Origin of the sequence: Thermanaerothrix solaris, from assembly GCF_032334255.1 — a bacterium.
GTDB classification, from domain to species: Bacteria; Chloroflexota; Anaerolineae; order Anaerolineales; family Anaerolineaceae; genus Thermanaerothrix; species Thermanaerothrix solaris.
The window spans coordinates 192,820-210,665 of record NZ_JAUHMF010000002.1 but is presented as its reverse complement, the minus strand read 5'-3'; the positions used below and the strand labels follow the sequence as shown (position 1 = coordinate 210,665).

At 63.3% G+C, this 17,846-nt stretch carries 10 protein-coding genes and 1 CRISPR repeat array; of the genes, 5 read left to right on the top strand and 5 right to left on the bottom strand.

The features are described 5' to 3' along the window. On the bottom strand, nucleotides 1-1,047 hold the full coding sequence (locus tag QYE77_RS09095) for a hypothetical protein (protein WP_315625080.1): 1,047 nt from the start codon (nucleotides 1,045-1,047) through the stop codon (nucleotides 1-3). A 269-nt stretch (nucleotides 1,048-1,316) separates the two neighbouring features. Further along, nucleotides 1,317-2,605: a CRISPR direct-repeat array (repeat unit 37 nt; unit sequence GTTTCAGTATCCACTAACGGATCGAAGTGACTGCAAC). A gap of 212 nt (nucleotides 2,606-2,817) precedes the next feature. Beyond that, nucleotides 2,818-4,737, bottom strand: coding sequence for an ABC-F family ATP-binding cassette domain-containing protein (locus tag QYE77_RS09090; RefSeq protein ID WP_315625079.1), 1,920 nt, complete (start codon nucleotides 4,735-4,737; stop codon nucleotides 2,818-2,820). A gap of 99 nt (nucleotides 4,738-4,836) precedes the next feature. Between QYE77_RS09090 and QYE77_RS09085 the strand changes: the two genes are divergently transcribed. After that, on the top strand, nucleotides 4,837-6,480 hold the full coding sequence (locus tag QYE77_RS09085; protein WP_315625078.1) for a hypothetical protein: 1,644 nt from the start codon (nucleotides 4,837-4,839) through the stop codon (nucleotides 6,478-6,480). On the opposite strand, the gene QYE77_RS09080 is transcribed toward QYE77_RS09085, so the two are convergent. The 3 genes from QYE77_RS09080 to QYE77_RS09070 form a co-directional block, all read right to left on the bottom strand. Then, complete coding sequence (locus tag QYE77_RS09080; protein WP_315625077.1) at nucleotides 6,477-7,478, bottom strand: class I SAM-dependent methyltransferase; 1,002 nt, start codon at nucleotides 7,476-7,478, stop codon at nucleotides 6,477-6,479. The genes QYE77_RS09085 and QYE77_RS09080 overlap by 4 nt on opposite strands. 71 nt (nucleotides 7,479-7,549) lie before the next feature. Next, nucleotides 7,550-8,812 (bottom strand): cysteine desulfurase-like protein, encoded by a 1,263-nt coding sequence (locus tag QYE77_RS09075; RefSeq protein ID WP_315625076.1) that lies wholly within the window; start codon nucleotides 8,810-8,812, stop codon nucleotides 7,550-7,552. After that, on the bottom strand, nucleotides 8,796-10,184 hold the full coding sequence (locus QYE77_RS09070; protein WP_315625075.1) for an NAD(P)/FAD-dependent oxidoreductase: 1,389 nt from the start codon (nucleotides 10,182-10,184) through the stop codon (nucleotides 8,796-8,798). Before QYE77_RS09070 ends, QYE77_RS09075 begins: the two co-directional genes overlap by 17 nt. A 240-nt stretch (nucleotides 10,185-10,424) precedes the next feature. Between QYE77_RS09070 and QYE77_RS09065 the strand changes: the two genes are divergently transcribed. From QYE77_RS09065 to QYE77_RS09050, 4 genes are all read left to right on the top strand, one after another. Then, nucleotides 10,425-10,787 carry a hypothetical protein gene (locus QYE77_RS09065; protein ID WP_315625074.1) on the top strand — a complete coding sequence of 121 codons (363 nt, stop codon included), beginning with the start codon at nucleotides 10,425-10,427 and terminating at the stop codon, nucleotides 10,785-10,787. Nucleotides 10,788-10,870: 83 nt separating this feature from the next. Next, nucleotides 10,871-13,213 carry an EAL domain-containing protein gene (locus QYE77_RS09060; RefSeq protein WP_315625073.1) on the top strand — a complete coding sequence of 781 codons (2,343 nt, stop codon included), beginning with the start codon at nucleotides 10,871-10,873 and terminating at the stop codon, nucleotides 13,211-13,213. Between the two features lie 16 nt (nucleotides 13,214-13,229). Next, on the top strand, nucleotides 13,230-13,691 hold the full coding sequence (locus tag QYE77_RS09055; RefSeq protein WP_315625072.1) for a calcium-binding protein: 462 nt from the start codon (nucleotides 13,230-13,232) through the stop codon (nucleotides 13,689-13,691). A 122-nt stretch (nucleotides 13,692-13,813) separates the two neighbouring features. Then, the gene (locus QYE77_RS09050) at nucleotides 13,814-17,710 is read left to right on the top strand and encodes a DNA polymerase III subunit alpha (protein ID WP_315625071.1); all 3,897 of its coding nucleotides are present in this window, start codon (nucleotides 13,814-13,816) and stop codon (nucleotides 17,708-17,710) included. The last annotated feature ends 136 nt before the right edge of the window (nucleotides 17,711-17,846 follow it).

Genomic DNA, 17,846 nt, shown 5'->3' with positions numbered 1-17,846 from the left:
TCACTTGTGCCTCAGGCTACGCAGAATCAGGACAAAAAAGAGCAGGACGGCGAGCCCGTTGACCAGGCCACCCCAGCGCCGCAGGACGTGATCCAGGGCAAGATCACCCGCCAATCGCAGCACCAACGAGAAGTGCAACAACCCCAAAGGAACGTAGTAACCGGGATGATAGCCCACGGGGCGGCCGAGCAGCGCCGGCAGGATGACCGGGGCATGCCCGAAGATCATCACCAGCACAAAACCGACCAGGATGGCATGCAGGGCGGCATCGTAATACGGCCCGGCATAAAGCGCCCCCAGGCTCAAAAACAGCCCACCCCCGATCACCAGCCAGAGAAAGCCGCCAAATAAACAGATTGCCATGTAGCGGGTGAGCGGGTTGGGATGGCGCAGGTTGGGACGGGCGATATCGGCGACGAGGAACCACAGTCCCAGTGCCACCAGCGCCAGGCCCAAAAGGCGCGCTCCCAGCACCGGGTTAACCCAAACCCCACCTACCCCCAGCAACAAGAGGCCCACAGCGGCGAGAAAGAGGCGCACTTGGGAGGGTGAAGGGCGGCGGACCCGATTGAGTTCGAGGCGTTCACCGCCAATGGTGAGCACCAGAAAGGCTATCCAGGCATAGACAACGCGGTAAAGCGGCTGCCCGGCCAACCAAAGCCCGTTCCCCACAACCAGCGCCAGGGCGCCCAACGCCATGGTGAAGGTGTGCAGGCTTGGCTCACGTTTTACCATGACCCCCAGGATGCCGAGGGTGAACAGGCTGCTGAGGACAAACAGAACGCGGCCGGCGCCGGGCTGTATCAGCAAGACCGGGACACCCAGGCCGGCCAGCAGCGGCGCGATGAACATCCAGCGTTGTCGTAGCGCCACGGCGCGCTCCAGGGGGATGAGCGCACCCAGGAAGCCCATGATCATGAGAGGGCCATGGGCCAGGGCCAGCGCCGGCGTCCCGGGTAGCACCCAGCCCAGGCGCAGCCACCCTGCCCACAAGGCGGTGAGCAAGGCGAGCAGTGCCAGCAACAGCAACGGGCGGGTAATGTGCATCGCGGTTAATTCTGACCCATTTAGGGGTATTTCTCTTTGCGCCATCGCAAAGATTGGGGTGGGTGCGACCTGAAGAGACCCCCAAGCCACGGCCACAAAAGGAAGGGGAGCGCAATCGTTCGGGCGACGCCGGCCGGGTCAATCCGGGGTGATGGCCCGCCCGGGAATGCCTGAGGGCAACCCCGCTCCATGCCGGGGTCCTCAGGAACGGCCCTACATCCGATGCGGGGTAAGAAAAAAGCCCCGCTGGGGGCTTTACAGGCTACGCTGCTTCAGGTTCCACTAACGGATCGAAGTGACTGCAACTAGACGACACCTTTATTTGAAAGCCGCTCGCGCGCGATGTTTCAGTATCCACTAACGGATCGAAGTGACTGCAACCTATTACGGTTTCAAGCCGAATGATTCTATTAGTCGTTGTTTCAGTATCCACTAACGGATCGAAGTGACTGCAACCGTGGCCGCGTTCGAGGTCAGCGGTGGTATCGCGTGTTTCAGTATCCACTAACGGATCGAAGTGACTGCAACAATAAGTATCCGTCATTTGCTGTGCTCAATAAGGAAGTTTCAGTATCCACTAACGGATCGAAGTGACTGCAACACGCCGTCTCAGCAATAAAATCAGCTGGAGTGACGTTTCAGTATCCACTAACGGATCGAAGTGACTGCAACCGCTTTTGCCTCGCGCGATGTCTGTGCGATCATGGTTGCGTTTCAGTATCCACTAACGGATCGAGGCGACTGCAACATGCTCAGTGCGGCCTCGATGTTTCGTAGCAGTGACGGCATTTCAGTATCCACTAACGGATCGAGGCGACTGCAACAAAATATAGGAGTTTGAAACATACGTATTCGAGTATTTCAGTATCCACTAACGGATCGAGGCGACTGCAACTATATCCTCCACGATCTGCTGATCAATTTTTTGCGTGAATTTCAGTATCCACTAACGGATCGAGGCGACTGCAACTTTGACTTGGTCACTTACAGACAAAAATGCTCTAGTGATTTCAGTATCCACTAACGGATCGAGGCGACTGCAACTACCCTTTGATGTCGTCCCCTCCCTCGAAGTCTGTGCTATTTCAGTATCCACTAACGGATCGAGGCGACTGCAACAAACTAATGACGTTGACGTGTATATCGTTTTCCATAATTTCAGTATCCACTAACGGATCGAGGCGACTGCAACAACATTGATAGTGTTTGCTATAATCATCATAAGCGATTTCAGTATCCACTAACGGATCGAGGCGACTGCAACGCCATGGCCACCGCAATGGCAGAATACTTGGCGAGCATTTCAGTATCCACTAACGGATCGAGGCGACTGCAACTGCTCCGCTCACGCTCCGCAGCGTTGATGACATCCTATTTCAGTATCCACTAACGGATCGAGGCGACTGCAACTGACGAAACTCGGGCCGCGGCGTGCAAGAGCCCCCAGTATTTCAGTATCCACTAACGGATCGAGGCGACTGCAACCAAAAGCGGCAACCCAATCACATACACCGACAGCAAATTTCAGTATCCACTAACGGATCGAGGCGACTGCAACAGCGGATTTTGACCCTATTATAGCGCACTTTAAACAAAAATCAAGCCTCTACGTGCGTCTAGAGGGCTGTTTTAACCCTTTCGCCTCCCCTTGCGTCGCCTGCGCTTCGCAAATCGTCTTTTGCTTAAAAACGGGGGGGGATTTGCGAAAAATTTGCTTCCGCGCGGGATTCCGTCCGCTTGGCAACGAACCTCTTCCTGGAGCAAACCAGGCTACGCAGACGCATTGAACGCCCCGCCGTCGCCCTCTTCGGCCAGTTCGGCCCAACGCTGCCAGCGTTCTTCGAGTTGGCGCTGCAGGCGCTCATACTCGCGCCCCAGTTCGGCCACTTTGAGCGGGTCGCTGGGGGGATGTTCCAACCTCCGCGTCACCCGTGCCAGGTCGGCTTCCAATGCCGCGATCTCAGCCTCCAATGCCTCCAGGGCCTGCCGGGTACGGCGCTGGGCTTTGGTGCTGGCGTTCTCGCGGTGCGGGCGCGAAGACGCAGCGGCCGGTGCAGCCTTGGCGGCGGCAGCAGCGGCTTCTTGGGCTTCACGGTAGGCGCTGTAAGTGCCTGCAAAAACCTGCAAGCGGCGTTCCTCGGGCTGCACATGCCAGATTTGGGTCGCCAGGGTGTCAATCAGATAGCGGTCGTGCGAGACAAGAAGGATGGTGCCCTCGTAAGCGGCCAGAACGGTTTGCAACACTTCCTGAGCAAATACATCCAAGTGGTTCGTCGGTTCGTCGAGAAGCAGGAAATTAGCCCCGGCCAACGCCAGGCAGGCCAGCGCCAGCCGACCGCGTTCTCCGCCGGAGAGGGCGGCGATGGGCTTGAACACGTCATCCCCGCTGAAGAGAAAACGCGCCAGATAATCCCGTGCCTGGGCCGGAAGCCAGGTGGGACAGGCATCCAGAATCGTAGCCAGAGGCGTCTTGTGCGGATCAAGGCCCTCATGGGCCTGGGCGAAGTAGCCAATGTTGAGACCGGCACCGAGGATGACCTCGCCGGCGTAGGGTGGCACCTCGCCCAGTAGGGTTTTGAGAAACGTGGTCTTGCCGGCGCCGTTGGGACCGAGGATGGCCGCGCACTCGCCGCGTTTGAGCAGCAGATCTGGGACGTGAAAGAGCGGCCGTCCCTCATCACGGTAGCCGATGGCTAGCCCCTGCGTGCGCAGGACTAAATCGCCGGAGCGCGCTACCTCGCCAAAATTGAGGCGGATGCGCCGCGGCTCGGGGGGTGGTGGACGGCGCACCTGCTCCAGCAGGCGTTCCAGGCGTTTGCGTCGCCCAAGTGCCTGGCGCGCGTTCTGCCCGGCCAGGTTGCGGCGGATATAGGCGTCTTCTTTTTCGATGCGCGCCAGTTGCGCTTCGTACTCTTCCAACCGGCGCTGATAGCGTTCCCGGCGCTGCTGCCAGTAGGCGGAGTAATTGCCGCGATAGACCTCCAGCCCCTCGGGCGTCAACTCCCAAACGGTGGATACCACATGATCTAAAAAGTAGCGGTCGTGCGAGACCACAACCACGGCGCCGGGCCAATCGCGCAGGGTCTTCTCCAGCCATTCCAGCGCCTGGATATCGAGATGATTGGTGGGTTCGTCCAGGAGCAGCAGGTCGGGGGTTTCCAACAGCAGACGGGCGAGGTAGGCCCGCGTGCGCTGGCCGCCCGAGAGTTGCCCCAGCGGACGCTGCCACTCCGGTTCGGTGAAACCCAAGCCGATCAGGGTCTGGCGCAGGTGGTGTTCATAAGTGTAACCGCCCTGGTGCTCATAGGCCGTTTGCAGTCGGCTGTAAGCAATCAGCGCGGCCTCACCTTGCGCCGGATCACCCATGGCGGCGGCAAGGCGGGCTAACTCCTCTTCCATGGCGATCAGGTGGGCGAACGCCTGGCGGCAGAACGCCCAGACGTTGAGGCTCGGGTCGGGCACGGGGACTTCCTGGGGCAGGTAACCCAGGCGCAGGCCCTTGGCGCGCTGTACCTCGCCCCGGGTTGGTTCTTCCAGGCCGGCTAGGATGCGCAAGAGCGTGGTCTTGCCCACGCCGTTGGCACCGACCAGCCCAATGCGCCCATCGCGCGGGATGCTGAGGGTCACGGCGATGAAGACATCCTGCGCGCCGAAGGATTTGGCAAGGTCAGTGGCAGTGATTAAGGACATAGGAATAACGCCTTTGTGGGGAAAAGTATAACATGCTTGAGGCGAGCCTACGGTTATAATGAGGAAGATAACCTTCTTAAGACGTCAGGGCGCATCGGCATGACCTTACCCCTCGTTTGGTTTCAGCGGCCTAAGGTGCACGTTGGCATCTTGCTCTTGCTCAGCCTGCTCCTCCTCTTGCCCCGCCTGCTGCAGCCCGATTTCGGCTTGCTCGACGATGGGCGCACCCTGAGCGTTACGCGCCAAATCCTGCAGGGGGATTGGCAAGTCGAGTTTGACCGCGAGGCTGGACGTTTTCGACCCGTCTATTGGGCTTACAACACCTTGCTCTACCGGCTGGCGGGCACAAACCCGCGTGGGTGGTTCCTGGGCAACCTCGCCTTGCTGTGCGCTGCCACCCTGCTTCTTTACCGCTGGGTGAGCCTCCGTTCCGACCAACCCCTGGTGGGGTTGGGGGCGGGGCTGCTCTTCCTCTTCTCCGGGCCGGTGGTGGAGAGTTTTTACACCCTCTCCAAAAGCGAACCGCTACAGGTGGTGTTGATCCTGGGCGCGCTTAACCTGCTCTACACCGTGCCGGCGCGTGGGGCGCAGTGGTGGAGCTGGCGCACGGTGGTTGCCGCCCTGTTGCTGTTCTTGGCCGCTGGGGTCAAAGAGACCACACTGGTGATGCTCCCGATTGGGCTGGGGTGGGCCGGGCTGGCCTGGAGCTTGCGCCGTACTGCCCCGGCGCGCACGGAGGTGCGGTCGGCGCTGGCACTGGGGGTGATCAGCCTGCTGGCGGGCGGGCTGTTTTACATCTTGCGCCGCCAAGTCATCCCCACGGCACTGACCGCCGGCACCTATACCGATGCCTATGCATTAAGCGCCGCGGCGATCAAGGCTTCGCTTATCCGCTGGGTCGGTTGGCTGCTGCGCGATGATCTCTACCTGCTACCGTTGGGACTCTGGCTGCTCTACCGTTGGCTCTGTCAGCGCACATGGACGTTCGGGCTGCTGGCTCTGGAAGCCCTGCTCTGGATGGCGGGGTGGATGGCAATCTTCCTGCCCTGGGTGTACATGGTGGAGTACTACATGCTGCCGTTCAGCGTGGGCGCGGCAATGTTCGGGGCGGTCGGTTTTTACGAGGCCATTCAAGCCCGGCGCGATGGCCGCGGGCGCACCTGGGCGGCGCTGGGGTTGGGGCTGGGCTTAGCCCTTTTTCTGACCACCCTGCCCACGAACCTCACCAATGCCCGCTTGCAAATGGTGGTGGATCGTGCCAACCGCCAGGCCCTGGCGTACGTTGCGGCACATTTGCCTCACAACGCCACGCTGCTGGTTAACATTCAGGATCCGAATGAGTATTACGAGCAAATCGGGCTGCACCTGCGAGTGCAGTATGATCGTGCCGACCTCAACCTGCAGGTCTTTCACCCCGGTGCGACCTGCACGGCGCCCTGTTACGTGCTCAGCCCGTTCATCACCCACCAACCTCGCCTGAGCGTGCGCCTGGGGGTGTATGAGCCGACCCAGGCACAATGGAACGCGAGCCTGGACGCATTTCTGGCGGCACAGGGAGAGACAACGGGCCGCACTCAGGTCAGGTTTGAACAGCATTTGCGCCTCTTCAACCTCAACTGGCCGCGGGCGCTCTGCGCCGCCCTGCCACACCTGAACTATTGCACCCAACCGGAGCCATTTCTCGATCGGCGCAGGTTGGCCTATGGGTGGTGGCTTTATGGCATCCAAGAGATGGGTAACTAAGTTTCCCGTCGCACGCGCAACACGGCGATTTTGGTGGGGTGGTTGAAGGGTGCAGGATCAGCCGGTGGCGCGCTCACCTGCGTCTCGGGGTAGCCGGTGACATCCTCCGGCACAGGGATAAGCGCCTCCAGGCGCAGGTAGGTTTCCTCAGCCAGTGATTGGAGCATCTCCAGATAGGCCTGCCCGCTGAGGAAGAGGGCGTTGTTGACCGCTACCAGGTAGCCTTCATGAGCGACCAGGGGGCGCACCTTGTTGATCAGGCGGTGATAGGCATTCTGCAGATCCACCCGCCCGCTGCGCTCCTCCGCAAAGAAGGGGGGATCGAGGATCACGCCATCGAAGCACACACCCTGCCGTCGCCAGGCCGCCGTCTGGCGGTAGAAATCGGCGACCACAAAATCATGCGGGGCGACCGGCCAACCGTTGAGGCGGTAGGTTTGCCGGGCCATGGCCAGGAACCGGGCGCTGCGGTCGGTCTGCACCACCCGCCGAGCACCCCCGGCCAACGCGGCGGCACCCAGGCTGCCGGTGTGAGCAAAGGTGTTCAACACGGTCTTGTCGCGGAGGTTTTCCTTCAGCCAGGCGCGCAGGTGGCGGGTATCGAGGTAAAAACTGGCATCCTGATTCAGGCGCAGGTCGAGGGCGTACCACACGCCGTGCTCGCGGATGCGCGTAGCCGGCTGATCGCCCCAGGTCAGCACGCCGCGGCGCCGGGCGGGATCAGTAGCGAAGCGCGTTTTGAGCACCACCGCGGTCACCCAGGGGAAGCGCGCCAACAGCCATGCTTGCACCTCGGGGATGAGGGCATCTAAGGTAGAGGGCGGTTCGGCGTAGTTGAACAGCACCAGCGTGCGGGCATAGAGGTCAATCACCAGGTCGGGAAAGCCCTCGTAAAACCCGGCGAAGAGGCGGTAGGCCCCGCTGTGCTCGGCATCCAGGTGGGGTTCGCGGCAGGCTACCGCGCGCTCTAAAGCCGACCAGGGGAAGGAGAGCGCCATCAGAGGAAGGATACGCAGATTCAGCCGGCGCGGTTTGTCGCCGTTACCCGCGCCGGCCGGCGGGTTGCGGCTCAGGCCTGGCGCACCAGGCGCGCTAGCGCGTCACCCAGGCGTTGCACCTCGTCCGGCGTGTTGTAATGCACCGGGCCAACTCGCACCAGCCCGCCCTTGCCCTCCAGCCCCAAGCGTTCGGTCACCGCCAGGGCATAGAAGTTGCCGTCCCAGACGTAGATGCCGGCCTGATCCAGCGCCGTTGCCACGGCCTGTGGCAGCCACCCAGCCAGGGTGAAACTGACCGTTGGCACGCGTTCGGCCAGGCGGGCCCGATCGCGCAGCCCGTAAACAGTGACCCCCGGGATGGCTTCCAGCACGTCCAGCAAGGCACGGCTGAGGTTGGCCTCGTAGGCCTGGATCGCCAGCATGGCCTGCTTGAAGGTGCGCCGTCGTCCACTATAAACCGCCAGCGTCGGCTGATCTACTGCGGCGCCAAAGGTGCGGCCCACCCATTCCAGGTACTCCAGCGCGCCCAGCACACCGGCAATGCCCTCATGGTTTTGGGTGCCGGTCTCGAACTTGCCTGGTGGGTCGTTGGGCGCCGGGCGCACCTTGTAGGCGCTCAGGGCTTGCAAATGGTCGTAGCGCCCGTAGAGCACGCCCACGTGGGGCCCAAAGAACTTATATGCCGAGCAGACCAGAAAATCACATTCCAGCGCCTGCACGTCCATCGGGCCGTGCGCGGCATATTGCACCGCATCCACGTACACCCACGCCCCGACGGCATGCGCCATGCTGACTATTTTTGCCACCGGGTTGATCGTACCCAAGGCGTTGGAGGCATAGCCCACCGCCACCAGGCGCGGCTTTTCTTCCAACGCCCGTGCCAGGTCGTCCAGATCGAGCGTGCCGTCTTCGGGGTGAAAGTCCACCCAGCGCACGCGGCAGCCGCGATCCTGCGCCGCCAACACCCAAGGCGAGATATTGGCATCGTGATCCAGGCGGGTAACCACAATGGTATCGCCGGGCTGCCAGGTGCGGGCGATGGAGCGGCTGAGGTGCAGGGTGAGTGTCGTCATGTTGGCGCCGAAAACAATCTCATCCGGCCGCGCTGCGTTGAGCCAATCGGCGACGGCCTGGTGCGCCATCTCCAATACCGCATCCGACTCGCGGCTGGTGGCAAAGGCACCGCCGTGGTTGGCGTTGTGCAGAGTGAGGTAGTGGACCATGCGGTCCAGCGCCATCTGGGTGATTTGCGTGCCGCCGGGGTTATCGAAGTAAATCACCGGCCGGCGTAAGGCGGGAAAGTGGGATCGAATCAGGTTAAGGTCTAACGTCATCGCTGTGCCTCCGTGAAGATGAGGATGAAAAAGAGGAGGGTCCGCGTTCGCAAGCCCAATCCTCCAACTGCAGGTAGGTGCGCAAGCCGGCAGCCAGCGCAATGCGCAGTGGCTCCGGTGGCCAGGGCAGGATGCGGCGGTTGACGAAGGGGCACGTCTCCAGCCAGGGGTTAGGGCGCTCCAGGATCAGGTCGGCCAGCAGGCGCGCGTTGAGGTGGCTCATCGAGACACCGTGCCCAATACAGCCCAGGCTGTAAACGGCGCGCCGGTCACCTAAGTAACCCAGGGCCGGGGTGAGGTCGAGGGTGACCGAGAACGGCCCGCCCCAGCGGTGGGTGATGGCTACCCCGTGCAGATGAGGGAAGAGGTACGTCACGTGCGCTTCCAGGTGGCGCCAGGCGGCGTCGCTCTGATCGCCATCCAGGCGGTTCGCCCAGGTCAGCCCCACCGGACCCCCACCCAGCACTAAACGCCGCTCGGGGGTGAGGCGGTAGTAGTGGATCAGGTTGCGTGCGTCCTCGATGCCCTCTAACCCTTGCCAGCCGATGGGCGCCAGTTGCTCCGGGGTGAGCGGCTCGGTGGCGATCATATAGGTGAAGGCGGGGATCTGGTGGCGGCGTAAGGGTGGGAAGAGGTGCGAATAGGCATTGGTGGCGAAGACCAGTTTCTCGCATTCCACCTCCCCCTGCGGGGTGCGCAGGCGGAAGCGGGGGCGGGAGGTGATTTCCAGCACGGGCGAATGTTCGTACACTGCGGCGCCCAGGCGCAGGACGAGGTCGCGCTCGGCGCGCACCAGTTTGGCCGGATGAAGCAAGAGCAGGCGCGGCTCCCACAGCGCGCCCAGGTAGCGCGGCGAAGCCACCCGTTCGCGCACTGCGGCTTGATCCAGCCAGTAAATATCCTCAAAGCCGAGGCGGTTCATGAGCGCCACTTCACTTTGCAGGCGGCGCACGTAGGCCGGGGTGGTTGCCACGCGCAAGAAGCCCGGGCGCAGGCGCTCACAGGCGATGCCCTCGCGCTGGATGAAGGCATCCAGGGTCTCCACGGCTTCCATCATGTAGCGGTGGGCGGCGATAAAGCGCTCACGCCCAAGCAAGGTCGGCATGACCCCAAAACCCAGCCCGACCACGGTCATGGCGAACGAGCCGTTGCGCCCGCTGGCGCCATAGCCGATGGTTTGAGCTTCCAGCACGACCACCTCCAATGCGGGGTCGGCGTGCTTGAGTTCATACGCCGTCATCAGCCCGGTGAAGCCCCCGCCGATGATGGCCACATCGGCGCGCACCCGCCCTTGCAACGAGGGCTGGGGGGTGTAGGGACCGGCGGTATCCAACCACAGCGAACGTGGGAGCGGGGGGAAGATAGAGACCATGGACGGTACCTCAAGGGAAGGTGGAGATATGCTCTATTTTAGTCCAAAAAGGCGCCTATCGTGGTCCTACCCGGGATCATGGGGACGAGGACCCTCATACAGATAGCGGGACGTTTGTCCCTGGTCAGCAACCTTACATTAGCCTTACAATTTCGTGACATGACTTGTAAAGTAAGGTCAAAATTCTTAAAATACGCTGTAATCCCCTCTTTATCCCGATACCGAAAGGAGTCATTCATCATGAGACCCCGGTTGCGTTGGTTGTACCCCTTGTTAATTGCCTTGGTGCTGGCGGCGGTGACCTTCGCTTACGCCGCGGCAAACACGGTGCCGCCCTCCTCGGCGGGCGATGGCAGCAACGCGATCAGCGGTTACACCGTCAGCAACGTGCATTACGTGCTGGATAGTACCAATCCGGCGGTGATCAGCGCGGTGGAGTTCACCCTCAGCGGGAGTAACCCGGCTCAGACCGTCAAAGTTCAATTGACGGCGAGCGGCGCGTGGTATACCTGCACCCTCAGCGGCTCCACCTACTCCTGCAATGTGGGGGGTGGGGTGAGCGTTTACGACGCCAGCATCCTGCGCGTGGTTGCGGCCCAGTAAGCGCGATTTTTGAGTATACTCAACACAGGGCGCGATGGATGGGCATGACTCGCGCCCTGTTTGGTATCTTATGAGGTGATCACATGCGGTGGTGGTGGCGCGGTACGCGGGCGCGGGTGGCGGCAGCGGTGAGCGCGCTGGTGGCAGCGTGGGCGCTTTTTGCCCCGCGCGCCTTCGGCGGAGGGGTGGATTACCTCATCCTCAACGGGGATAGCATGGCGCCGCGCTTCGTTCGCGGCGACCTGGTGCTGGTGCGCCCGGCGCCGTTTTACCGGGTCGGCGATATCGTCGCCTACCGCCACCCCGAGATCGGGCCGGTGTTTCACCGCATTATCGCCCAAAGCGGTGAGCGCTTCATTCTCCAAGGCGATCATAACACCTGGGTGGATGGTTACCAGCCCACCGCTGCCGAGATTTTAGGTAAACTATGGTGGCACCTGCCCGGGTTCGGCCGGGTGATCCTGACCCTGCGCACCCCGCCGGCCCTGGCTGCCCTGAGCGGCTTATTGGTCTTTGTGGTTGGAGTGACGCTGATGACCCCTTCTTCTCCCGCATCCTCCCGCGCGCGCCTGCGCCGGCACGCTCGTCAGGCTCTCACCACCCTGAGCGGCAGTGTGGCGGCCCACGCCGAGGCGTACCTGATCGCACTTTATATCACAGGCTTTCTGGCCCTGATCCTGGGTGCGTTTGCCTTCACCCGCCCGCGCCTGCTTCAAGTCCCCGCGGCGGTGGCTTACACCCAGCGCGGCAGCTTTGCCTATACCGCCCCCCTCCGCGCCAGCGGGGTCTATGATGCCGACCACGTGCCCAGCGGTGGCGCCATCTTTCCACGTCTTTCCTGCACGGTGACCCTGACCTTTGCTTATCATCTGGAGAGCGCGGCGCCGTTTGAAGGCGGTGGCAGTTACCGCTTGCAGGCCGAGGTGGCTGCGCCGAATGGCTGGAAGCGTGTTTTTCCCCTCCAACCGGAAGAACGCTTTAGCGGCAATGCCTTCCAAACCCGGGCCGACCTCAACGTGTGCCTGGTGGAGCAACTGCTGCGCCAGACCGAAGCCATCACCGGGGTGCAGCCTTACCAGTATACGCTCACGATTAATCCCAACGTGCAGGTGCTGGGCGCACTGGACGGCGCACCCCTGCAGACCACGTTTGCCCCCGCGCTGGCCTTTACCGTGGAGAAGCAACAGATCTACCTGCGCCGCGAGGGCGGGAGCGAACAGGACCCTCTGGCGCCGGTCAGTGCCGGGACCCTCACCCGCACGGTGACCATCCCCAACACGTTACCTATCTTCGGGTGGGCGCTCCCGGTTGACCTGGCGCGCGGGATCGCGGGGGTGGGCCTGGGGATAGCCCTGCTCGGCCTGCTCGTGCTCTATGGGGTGGAAGCCTGGACGACGCGCCGGGCGCCGGCGCTGGCGGCCCGCCTGCGCGCCGGGGGGCAGGTGGTGGAAATTGACCGCCCGCTCACGCTGATGCCCACGGCGCAGGTGGTGCGGGTGAAGCAGTATGCGGATCTGCTGCGCCTGGCCGAGAAGACGACGCAGCCCCTCTTCCTCTACGCCGACCCCGCCTATCTGGAATATTACCTGCGCGCCGATGGCACGCTTTACGTCTACCGCGAAGCGCCGCTCTCCGCGCTTACCGCTGCCGAAATCCGGTCCGCCCTGGAGGAGGGGCAATTTGCGCTCTACTATCAACCGGGGATCGCGCTGGACGATGGCCGCATCACCCATTTGGAAGCCCTGCTCCGCTGGCATCACCCCGTCCGCGGGCTGCTCACTGCGGCGGCGTTCTGGCCGCAGATCGAAGCGGCCGGGCTGGCAGTTGAGGTGGATCGCTGGGTGCTCCATCAGGTGGCGGCCCATCTGCGGGTCTGGGATCCCGCGGGCAGCCCACCTTTCGCCGTAGCGATTAACCTGGCGCTGGCGACCCTGCAAATCCCCGGCTGGGCGGAGGAAGCCCACCAGCGCGTGCTCGCCGCCGGCATTTCCCCGGCCCGCCTGATCTTCGAGATCCCGCCGGATGCGCCGCTGGAAGACCCCCAGGTGGCGCAGACCCTGCGCGCCCTGCACCAAGCCGGCTTCAGCATCGCGCTCAACACCGTCAGCGATGTGGACGCGCCGGCCTGGCAGGCCCTGCCGGCGGTGGATGTGGTGAAATTGGGCTACCCGCTGCTGCAGCGCCTGGTCCAAACGGCCAACGCCACCGAGGCGCTCGGGCGCTGGATTGCCGCCGCGCACCAGGCCCAAACGCACGTGGCAGCGGTGGGCGTGGAGACGCTCCAGCAGTTGCGCCTCTTCCGCGCCCAGGCGTGTGACCGCGCCCAGGGCTATCTGATCAGCCCGCCTCTGGCTGCCGAGGATGTGCCGCTCTTCCTGGCCCGCCGCGAACGGCTGCTCGACCCGCTCTGGCTCGCGGGAGCGTGAGGGAGACCCCATGCGCATGCGCTATTGGCTCCTGGGGTTGATCCTGCTGGTGGTGCTCGGCGTGATCACCGCCTCCGCCGCTGCCAATATCGTCCCGGTGACCTGGCTGGGCGCCACCAACCTGCCCATCACCGCCAATGATCTCAAACCCGCCGCGTGTGCCGCGCTGAACCTGACCAACCTGGTGGTGGGCAGTGGCACCTTCAACGGCAGCAACGGGAACGACCTGATCCTGGGTAGCCCGGGCAATGATACGATCAATGCCCGCAACGGAGCCGATTGTGTTTTAGGTGGAGGAGGCAACGATAGCATTCAAGGTCGTGGAGGCAACGACGTGCTGCTGGGTGGCCCGGGCAACGATATTCTCTACGGCAACCAGGGCAACGATACGCTGATCGGCGGGGAGGGCTACGACATCTGCTACGGTGGGGGTGGAAGCGATAACTTTGACCTCTCGTGTGAAGAACAATACCCCTGAGGCATCTCCCTTAAAATCCCCTATTTTTTAAGTCCGCCGGGGGCAAGGCGGCAGACGTGCCATGCTATAATCCTTAGCGTCCCCCGTGTTCATTCCCTTTTCCGCATCGCTTAGGGGTAAGGATGTCATTTGTCCACCTGCATGTTCACACCCAATACTCGCTGCTGGATGGCTTCAGCGATATCAAGAAATTGGTCCAGCGGGTTAAAGAATTGGGGATGCCCGCCGTGGCGATCACCGACCACGGCGCGATGTACGGCGTGATTGATTTCTTCAACGCCGCCCAGGCCGCGGGGGTCAAGCCGATCATCGGATTGGAAGCCTACCTGGCCCCGCGCCGCATGCAGGACCGCGACCCCAAGATTGACCGCGCCGCCTACCACCTGCTCTTGCTGGCCGAGAACGAGACCGGCTACCGCAACCTGCTGCGCATCGCCTCGGCGGCGCAACTGGAGGGGTTTTACCAGTACCCGCGCATTGACCGCGAGTTCCTGGCCGCGCATGCCGAGGGGCTGATCGCCACCTCGGGTTGCCTGGCGGCTGAGGTGCCTCAAACCCTGCTCAAGCACGGGCCGGAAGCCGCTCAGCGCGTCCTGGACTGGTACTTCGAGGTCTTCGGACGCGAGCGTTTCTTCATCGAATTGCAGCACCATAACATTGAGGACCTGCACACCGTCAACCGCGGCTTGCTGGCGTTGCGCCAGCGCTATCAGGCGCACCTGCTCGCGACCAACGACGTGCACTACATCAATCCCGAGGACTGGCGCCTGCAGGACATCCTGCTGGCGATTCAAACCGGGGCGCTGCTCAGCGACCCCAATCGCTTCCGCATGACCGATCCCACCTACTACCTGCGCCCGCCGGACGAGATGGCGACGCTGTTTCACGAGGTGCCGGAAGCCCTGCAAAACACGCTCTGGATCGCCGAACGCGCCAACGTAGACCTTTCGCCCCAGGGCTATCACCTGCCGGTCTTTGAGGTGCCCGCGGGCTACGACACCCAGACCTATCTGCGCAACCTGTGCGAAGAGGGCTTGCAGCGGCGCTATGGCCCGCGCGCCCACGACCCAGCCGTGCGCGAGCGCCTGGAATACGAACTCAAGGTCATCCACGAGATGGGCTTCGATGCCTACTTCCTCATCGTGTGGGATCTGTGCCGCTATGCTCGCAGCCAGGGCATCTGGTACAACGCGCGCGGCTCTGCTGCCGGCTCGATGGTGGCTTACGTCCTGGATATCACCAACGTCGAGCCGCTGGAACACGGCCTGATTTTTGAGCGCTTCCTCAACCCCGGGCGCATCTCCATGCCCGATATTGACCTGGACTTTCAGGATGACCGCCGCAACGAGATGCTGGCCTACTGCGCCCGCCGCTATGGGGATGACCGCGTTGCCCAGATCATCACCTTCGGCACCCTGGGCGCCCGCGCCGCCATCCGCGACGTGGGCCGGGTGATGGACATCCCGCTTAGCGAGGTGGATCGCGTCTCGAAACTGATCCCCAACATCCCCGGCAAGCCGGTTTCGATCCCCGAGGCGCTGGAGCAATCCCCCGAACTCAAGGCGCTCTACGAGGAGACGCCTTATCTCAAAGAACTGATTGACACCGCGGCGCAGATGGAAGGCTCCATCCGTAACGCCGGCACCCACGCGGCGGGGGTTATCATCACCGACCGCCCGGCGATTGAGTACGTACCCCTGCACCGTCCCACCGGCGGGGATGAGGATAACCCCATCAAGACGGTCACCCAATTTGAAATGTCGGTGCTCGAATCGCTGGGCTTGCTCAAGGTGGACTTCCTCGGGCTGGCCACGCTGACCATCATGCAACGCGCCTGCCGCCTGATCGAACAGCGCCACGGCGTGCACCTGGATTTGAGCAACATCCCCACCGATGACCCCGCCACCTACGAGTTCCTGAGCGAGGGGCACACGGCGGGCGTCTTCCAGTTAGAAGGCGCGGGGATGACGCGCTACCTGATGCAGATGCGCCCCAAGACGCTGGCCAACGTGATCGCCATGGTGGCGCTCTATCGGCCCGGCCCGCTCGAGTTTATCCCCGCCTATATCCGTCGCATGCACGGTGAAGAGCCGGTGACCTACCGCCACCCGGCGATGCAGCCGATCTTCGAAGAGACCTACGGCATCCCGATTTATCAGGAACAGATCATGCGCGCGGCGGTGGAACTGGCGGGGTATTCGCTTTCGGAAGCGGACGACCTGCGCAAAGCCATCGCCAAAAAGCAGAAGGACAAACTGGAGAAGCACCGCGATAAGTTCGTCAAGGGCGCGGTCGCGCGCGGCATGGATGAAGCCACCGCGCAGGCGATCTTTGCCGATTGGGAAGAGTTTGCCCGCTACGGCTTCAACAAAGCCCATGCCGCCGATTACGGCATCATCGCCGTGCAGACGGCTTACCTCAAAGCCCATTACCCGGTCGAATATATGACCGCCCTGCTCTCGGCCTCGATGAACGACAGCGACAAGGTCGCTTTCTACGTCGCCGACTGCCGCAGCATGGGCATCGAGGTCCTACCGCCGGACGTCAATGCCAGCGAGTACGATTTCACCATCGAGGACCGCCCCGATGGGCAAGCCGCCATCCGCTTTGGGCTGGGGGCGGTGAAGAACGTGGGGCAAGGCCCGGTGGCGCTGATCCTGGCCGGGCGGCGCGCGGGCGGCCCCTTCCGCGATCTGAACGACTTCGCCCGCCGTGTGGATCTGCACCAGGTGGGACGGCGCGCCCTGGAGTGCCTGGTGCGGGTGGGAGCGCTCGACAGCCTCGGCCCGCGCAAGGCGATCTTAGAGGTGCTCGATCGCCTGATCGCGCTCAGCCACAGCCACTTCCGCGCCCTGGCCAGCGGGCAACTCTCGTTCTTCGGCGCGGTGCAGGGGGTGGAAGAGCCGGTGACCCTGCCGCCTGTGAACAACGTCAACCCGCGCGAATACCTGGAGTGGGAGCGGGAACTGCTCGGCTTATACGTCTCGGCGCATCCCCTGACCCCCTACCTGGACCGCCTGCGCCGCGAGGTGACCCACTTCTCCGCCGACCTGCCCAACGGCGCCCACCGTCAGCGGGTGCGCGTGGCGGGCCTGATCACCCAGTGGCGCACCACCCAGACCAAGGCGGGCAAGATAATGGGGTTTGTGACCCTGGAAGACCTGCAGGGAACGATTGAACTGGTGCTGTTCCCCAAAGCCTGGGAACAATTCCGCGGCTTGCTGGCACGCGATCAGGTGGTGCTGGTGAACGGCACGCTCGATCTGAGTAAGGACGAACCCACCGTGCTGGTTGAAACCATGGCGGTGCTGACGCCCGAGGCGGCGGCGCGCCCGGCCGCGACCTACGAGCCGGGCCAGATGCCCCCGCCACCGCCCCGCGCCGATCCTCCCGCGGAAAACCATCTCCCGCCCGCGGAGATCCAGGCGGCGCGCGCGGAGGTCACCCTCCCGCCCCCGCCGCCCGAGCCGGACGATTGGCATCTGCTCCCATCGGAGGGCGGTGGCGAGGAGGACGCGTCGCTCTTTGCGGATGACTTTCTGCCCAAGGCGCTGCTGGACGTGCGCGCGGGGCAGGGGATAGATGAGGCCGTGGAGGATTTGTACCTCGCGCCTGCGAACGGGGACGCCGCGGTCGCCGCGGCTCCGGGCGGGCAGGGTGCGCCGGCCCCCTTTGAGCCACCCCCACCGCCGTGGATGGGCGAGGTGGACTACATCCTGCCCCCGGCACCGCGCGCTGCTGACGGCACGACCATCCCGCTGGAACTGCGCATGCTCACGCTGGTCTTCCGCTCCAGCGGGGATAAGGTGCGCGATGTGCGCCGCATCAAGCACGCCTATTTCTTACTGCGTTCTTCGCCCGGGCCGGATCGCTTTGCGTTTTGGATCTTCGAGGGCGGCGGGCGCTACCTACTGGAGTTCCCCAACGAGACCACCGGCATCACCCCGGAACTGCTCCAGAGCCTGGCGCGCCTGATCGGCCAGCACAACCTCTTCATCGAGACGATCCGGGTGCAGTGAGAGCGGGTGCTTTGCGGGCGGGCGCGTGCTCCCGCCTGGTGGGCGCTAGGGCGCCTTCACGGCCCGGCTGGCTGCGGGGACGTAGGCGCGCGTTGTGGTGATCCGGGGGGGAGGTCAGAGCGCGCAGCGGGATCGG

What these genes read in the sequence shown, in the direction of transcription:
- QYE77_RS09070 (WP_315625075.1), bottom strand. Translation starts at nt 10,184, where the DNA reads ATGGTCTCTATCTTCCCCCCGCTCCCACGTTCGCTGTGGTTGGATACC.
- QYE77_RS09050 (WP_315625071.1), top strand. Translation starts at nt 13,814, where the DNA reads ATGTCATTTGTCCACCTGCATGTTCACACCCAATACTCGCTGCTGGAT.
- QYE77_RS09055 (WP_315625072.1), top strand. Translation starts at nt 13,230, where the DNA reads ATGCGCTATTGGCTCCTGGGGTTGATCCTGCTGGTGGTGCTCGGCGTG.
- QYE77_RS09065 (WP_315625074.1), top strand. Translation starts at nt 10,425, where the DNA reads ATGAGACCCCGGTTGCGTTGGTTGTACCCCTTGTTAATTGCCTTGGTG.
- QYE77_RS09075 (WP_315625076.1), bottom strand. Translation starts at nt 8,812, where the DNA reads ATGACGTTAGACCTTAACCTGATTCGATCCCACTTTCCCGCCTTACGC.
- QYE77_RS09060 (WP_315625073.1), top strand. Translation starts at nt 10,871, where the DNA reads ATGCGGTGGTGGTGGCGCGGTACGCGGGCGCGGGTGGCGGCAGCGGTG.
- QYE77_RS09095 (WP_315625080.1), bottom strand. Translation starts at nt 1,047, where the DNA reads ATGCACATTACCCGCCCGTTGCTGTTGCTGGCACTGCTCGCCTTGCTC.
- QYE77_RS09080 (WP_315625077.1), bottom strand. Translation starts at nt 7,478, where the DNA reads ATGGCGCTCTCCTTCCCCTGGTCGGCTTTAGAGCGCGCGGTAGCCTGC.
- QYE77_RS09085 (WP_315625078.1), top strand. Translation starts at nt 4,837, where the DNA reads ATGACCTTACCCCTCGTTTGGTTTCAGCGGCCTAAGGTGCACGTTGGC.
- QYE77_RS09090 (WP_315625079.1), bottom strand. Translation starts at nt 4,737, where the DNA reads ATGTCCTTAATCACTGCCACTGACCTTGCCAAATCCTTCGGCGCGCAG.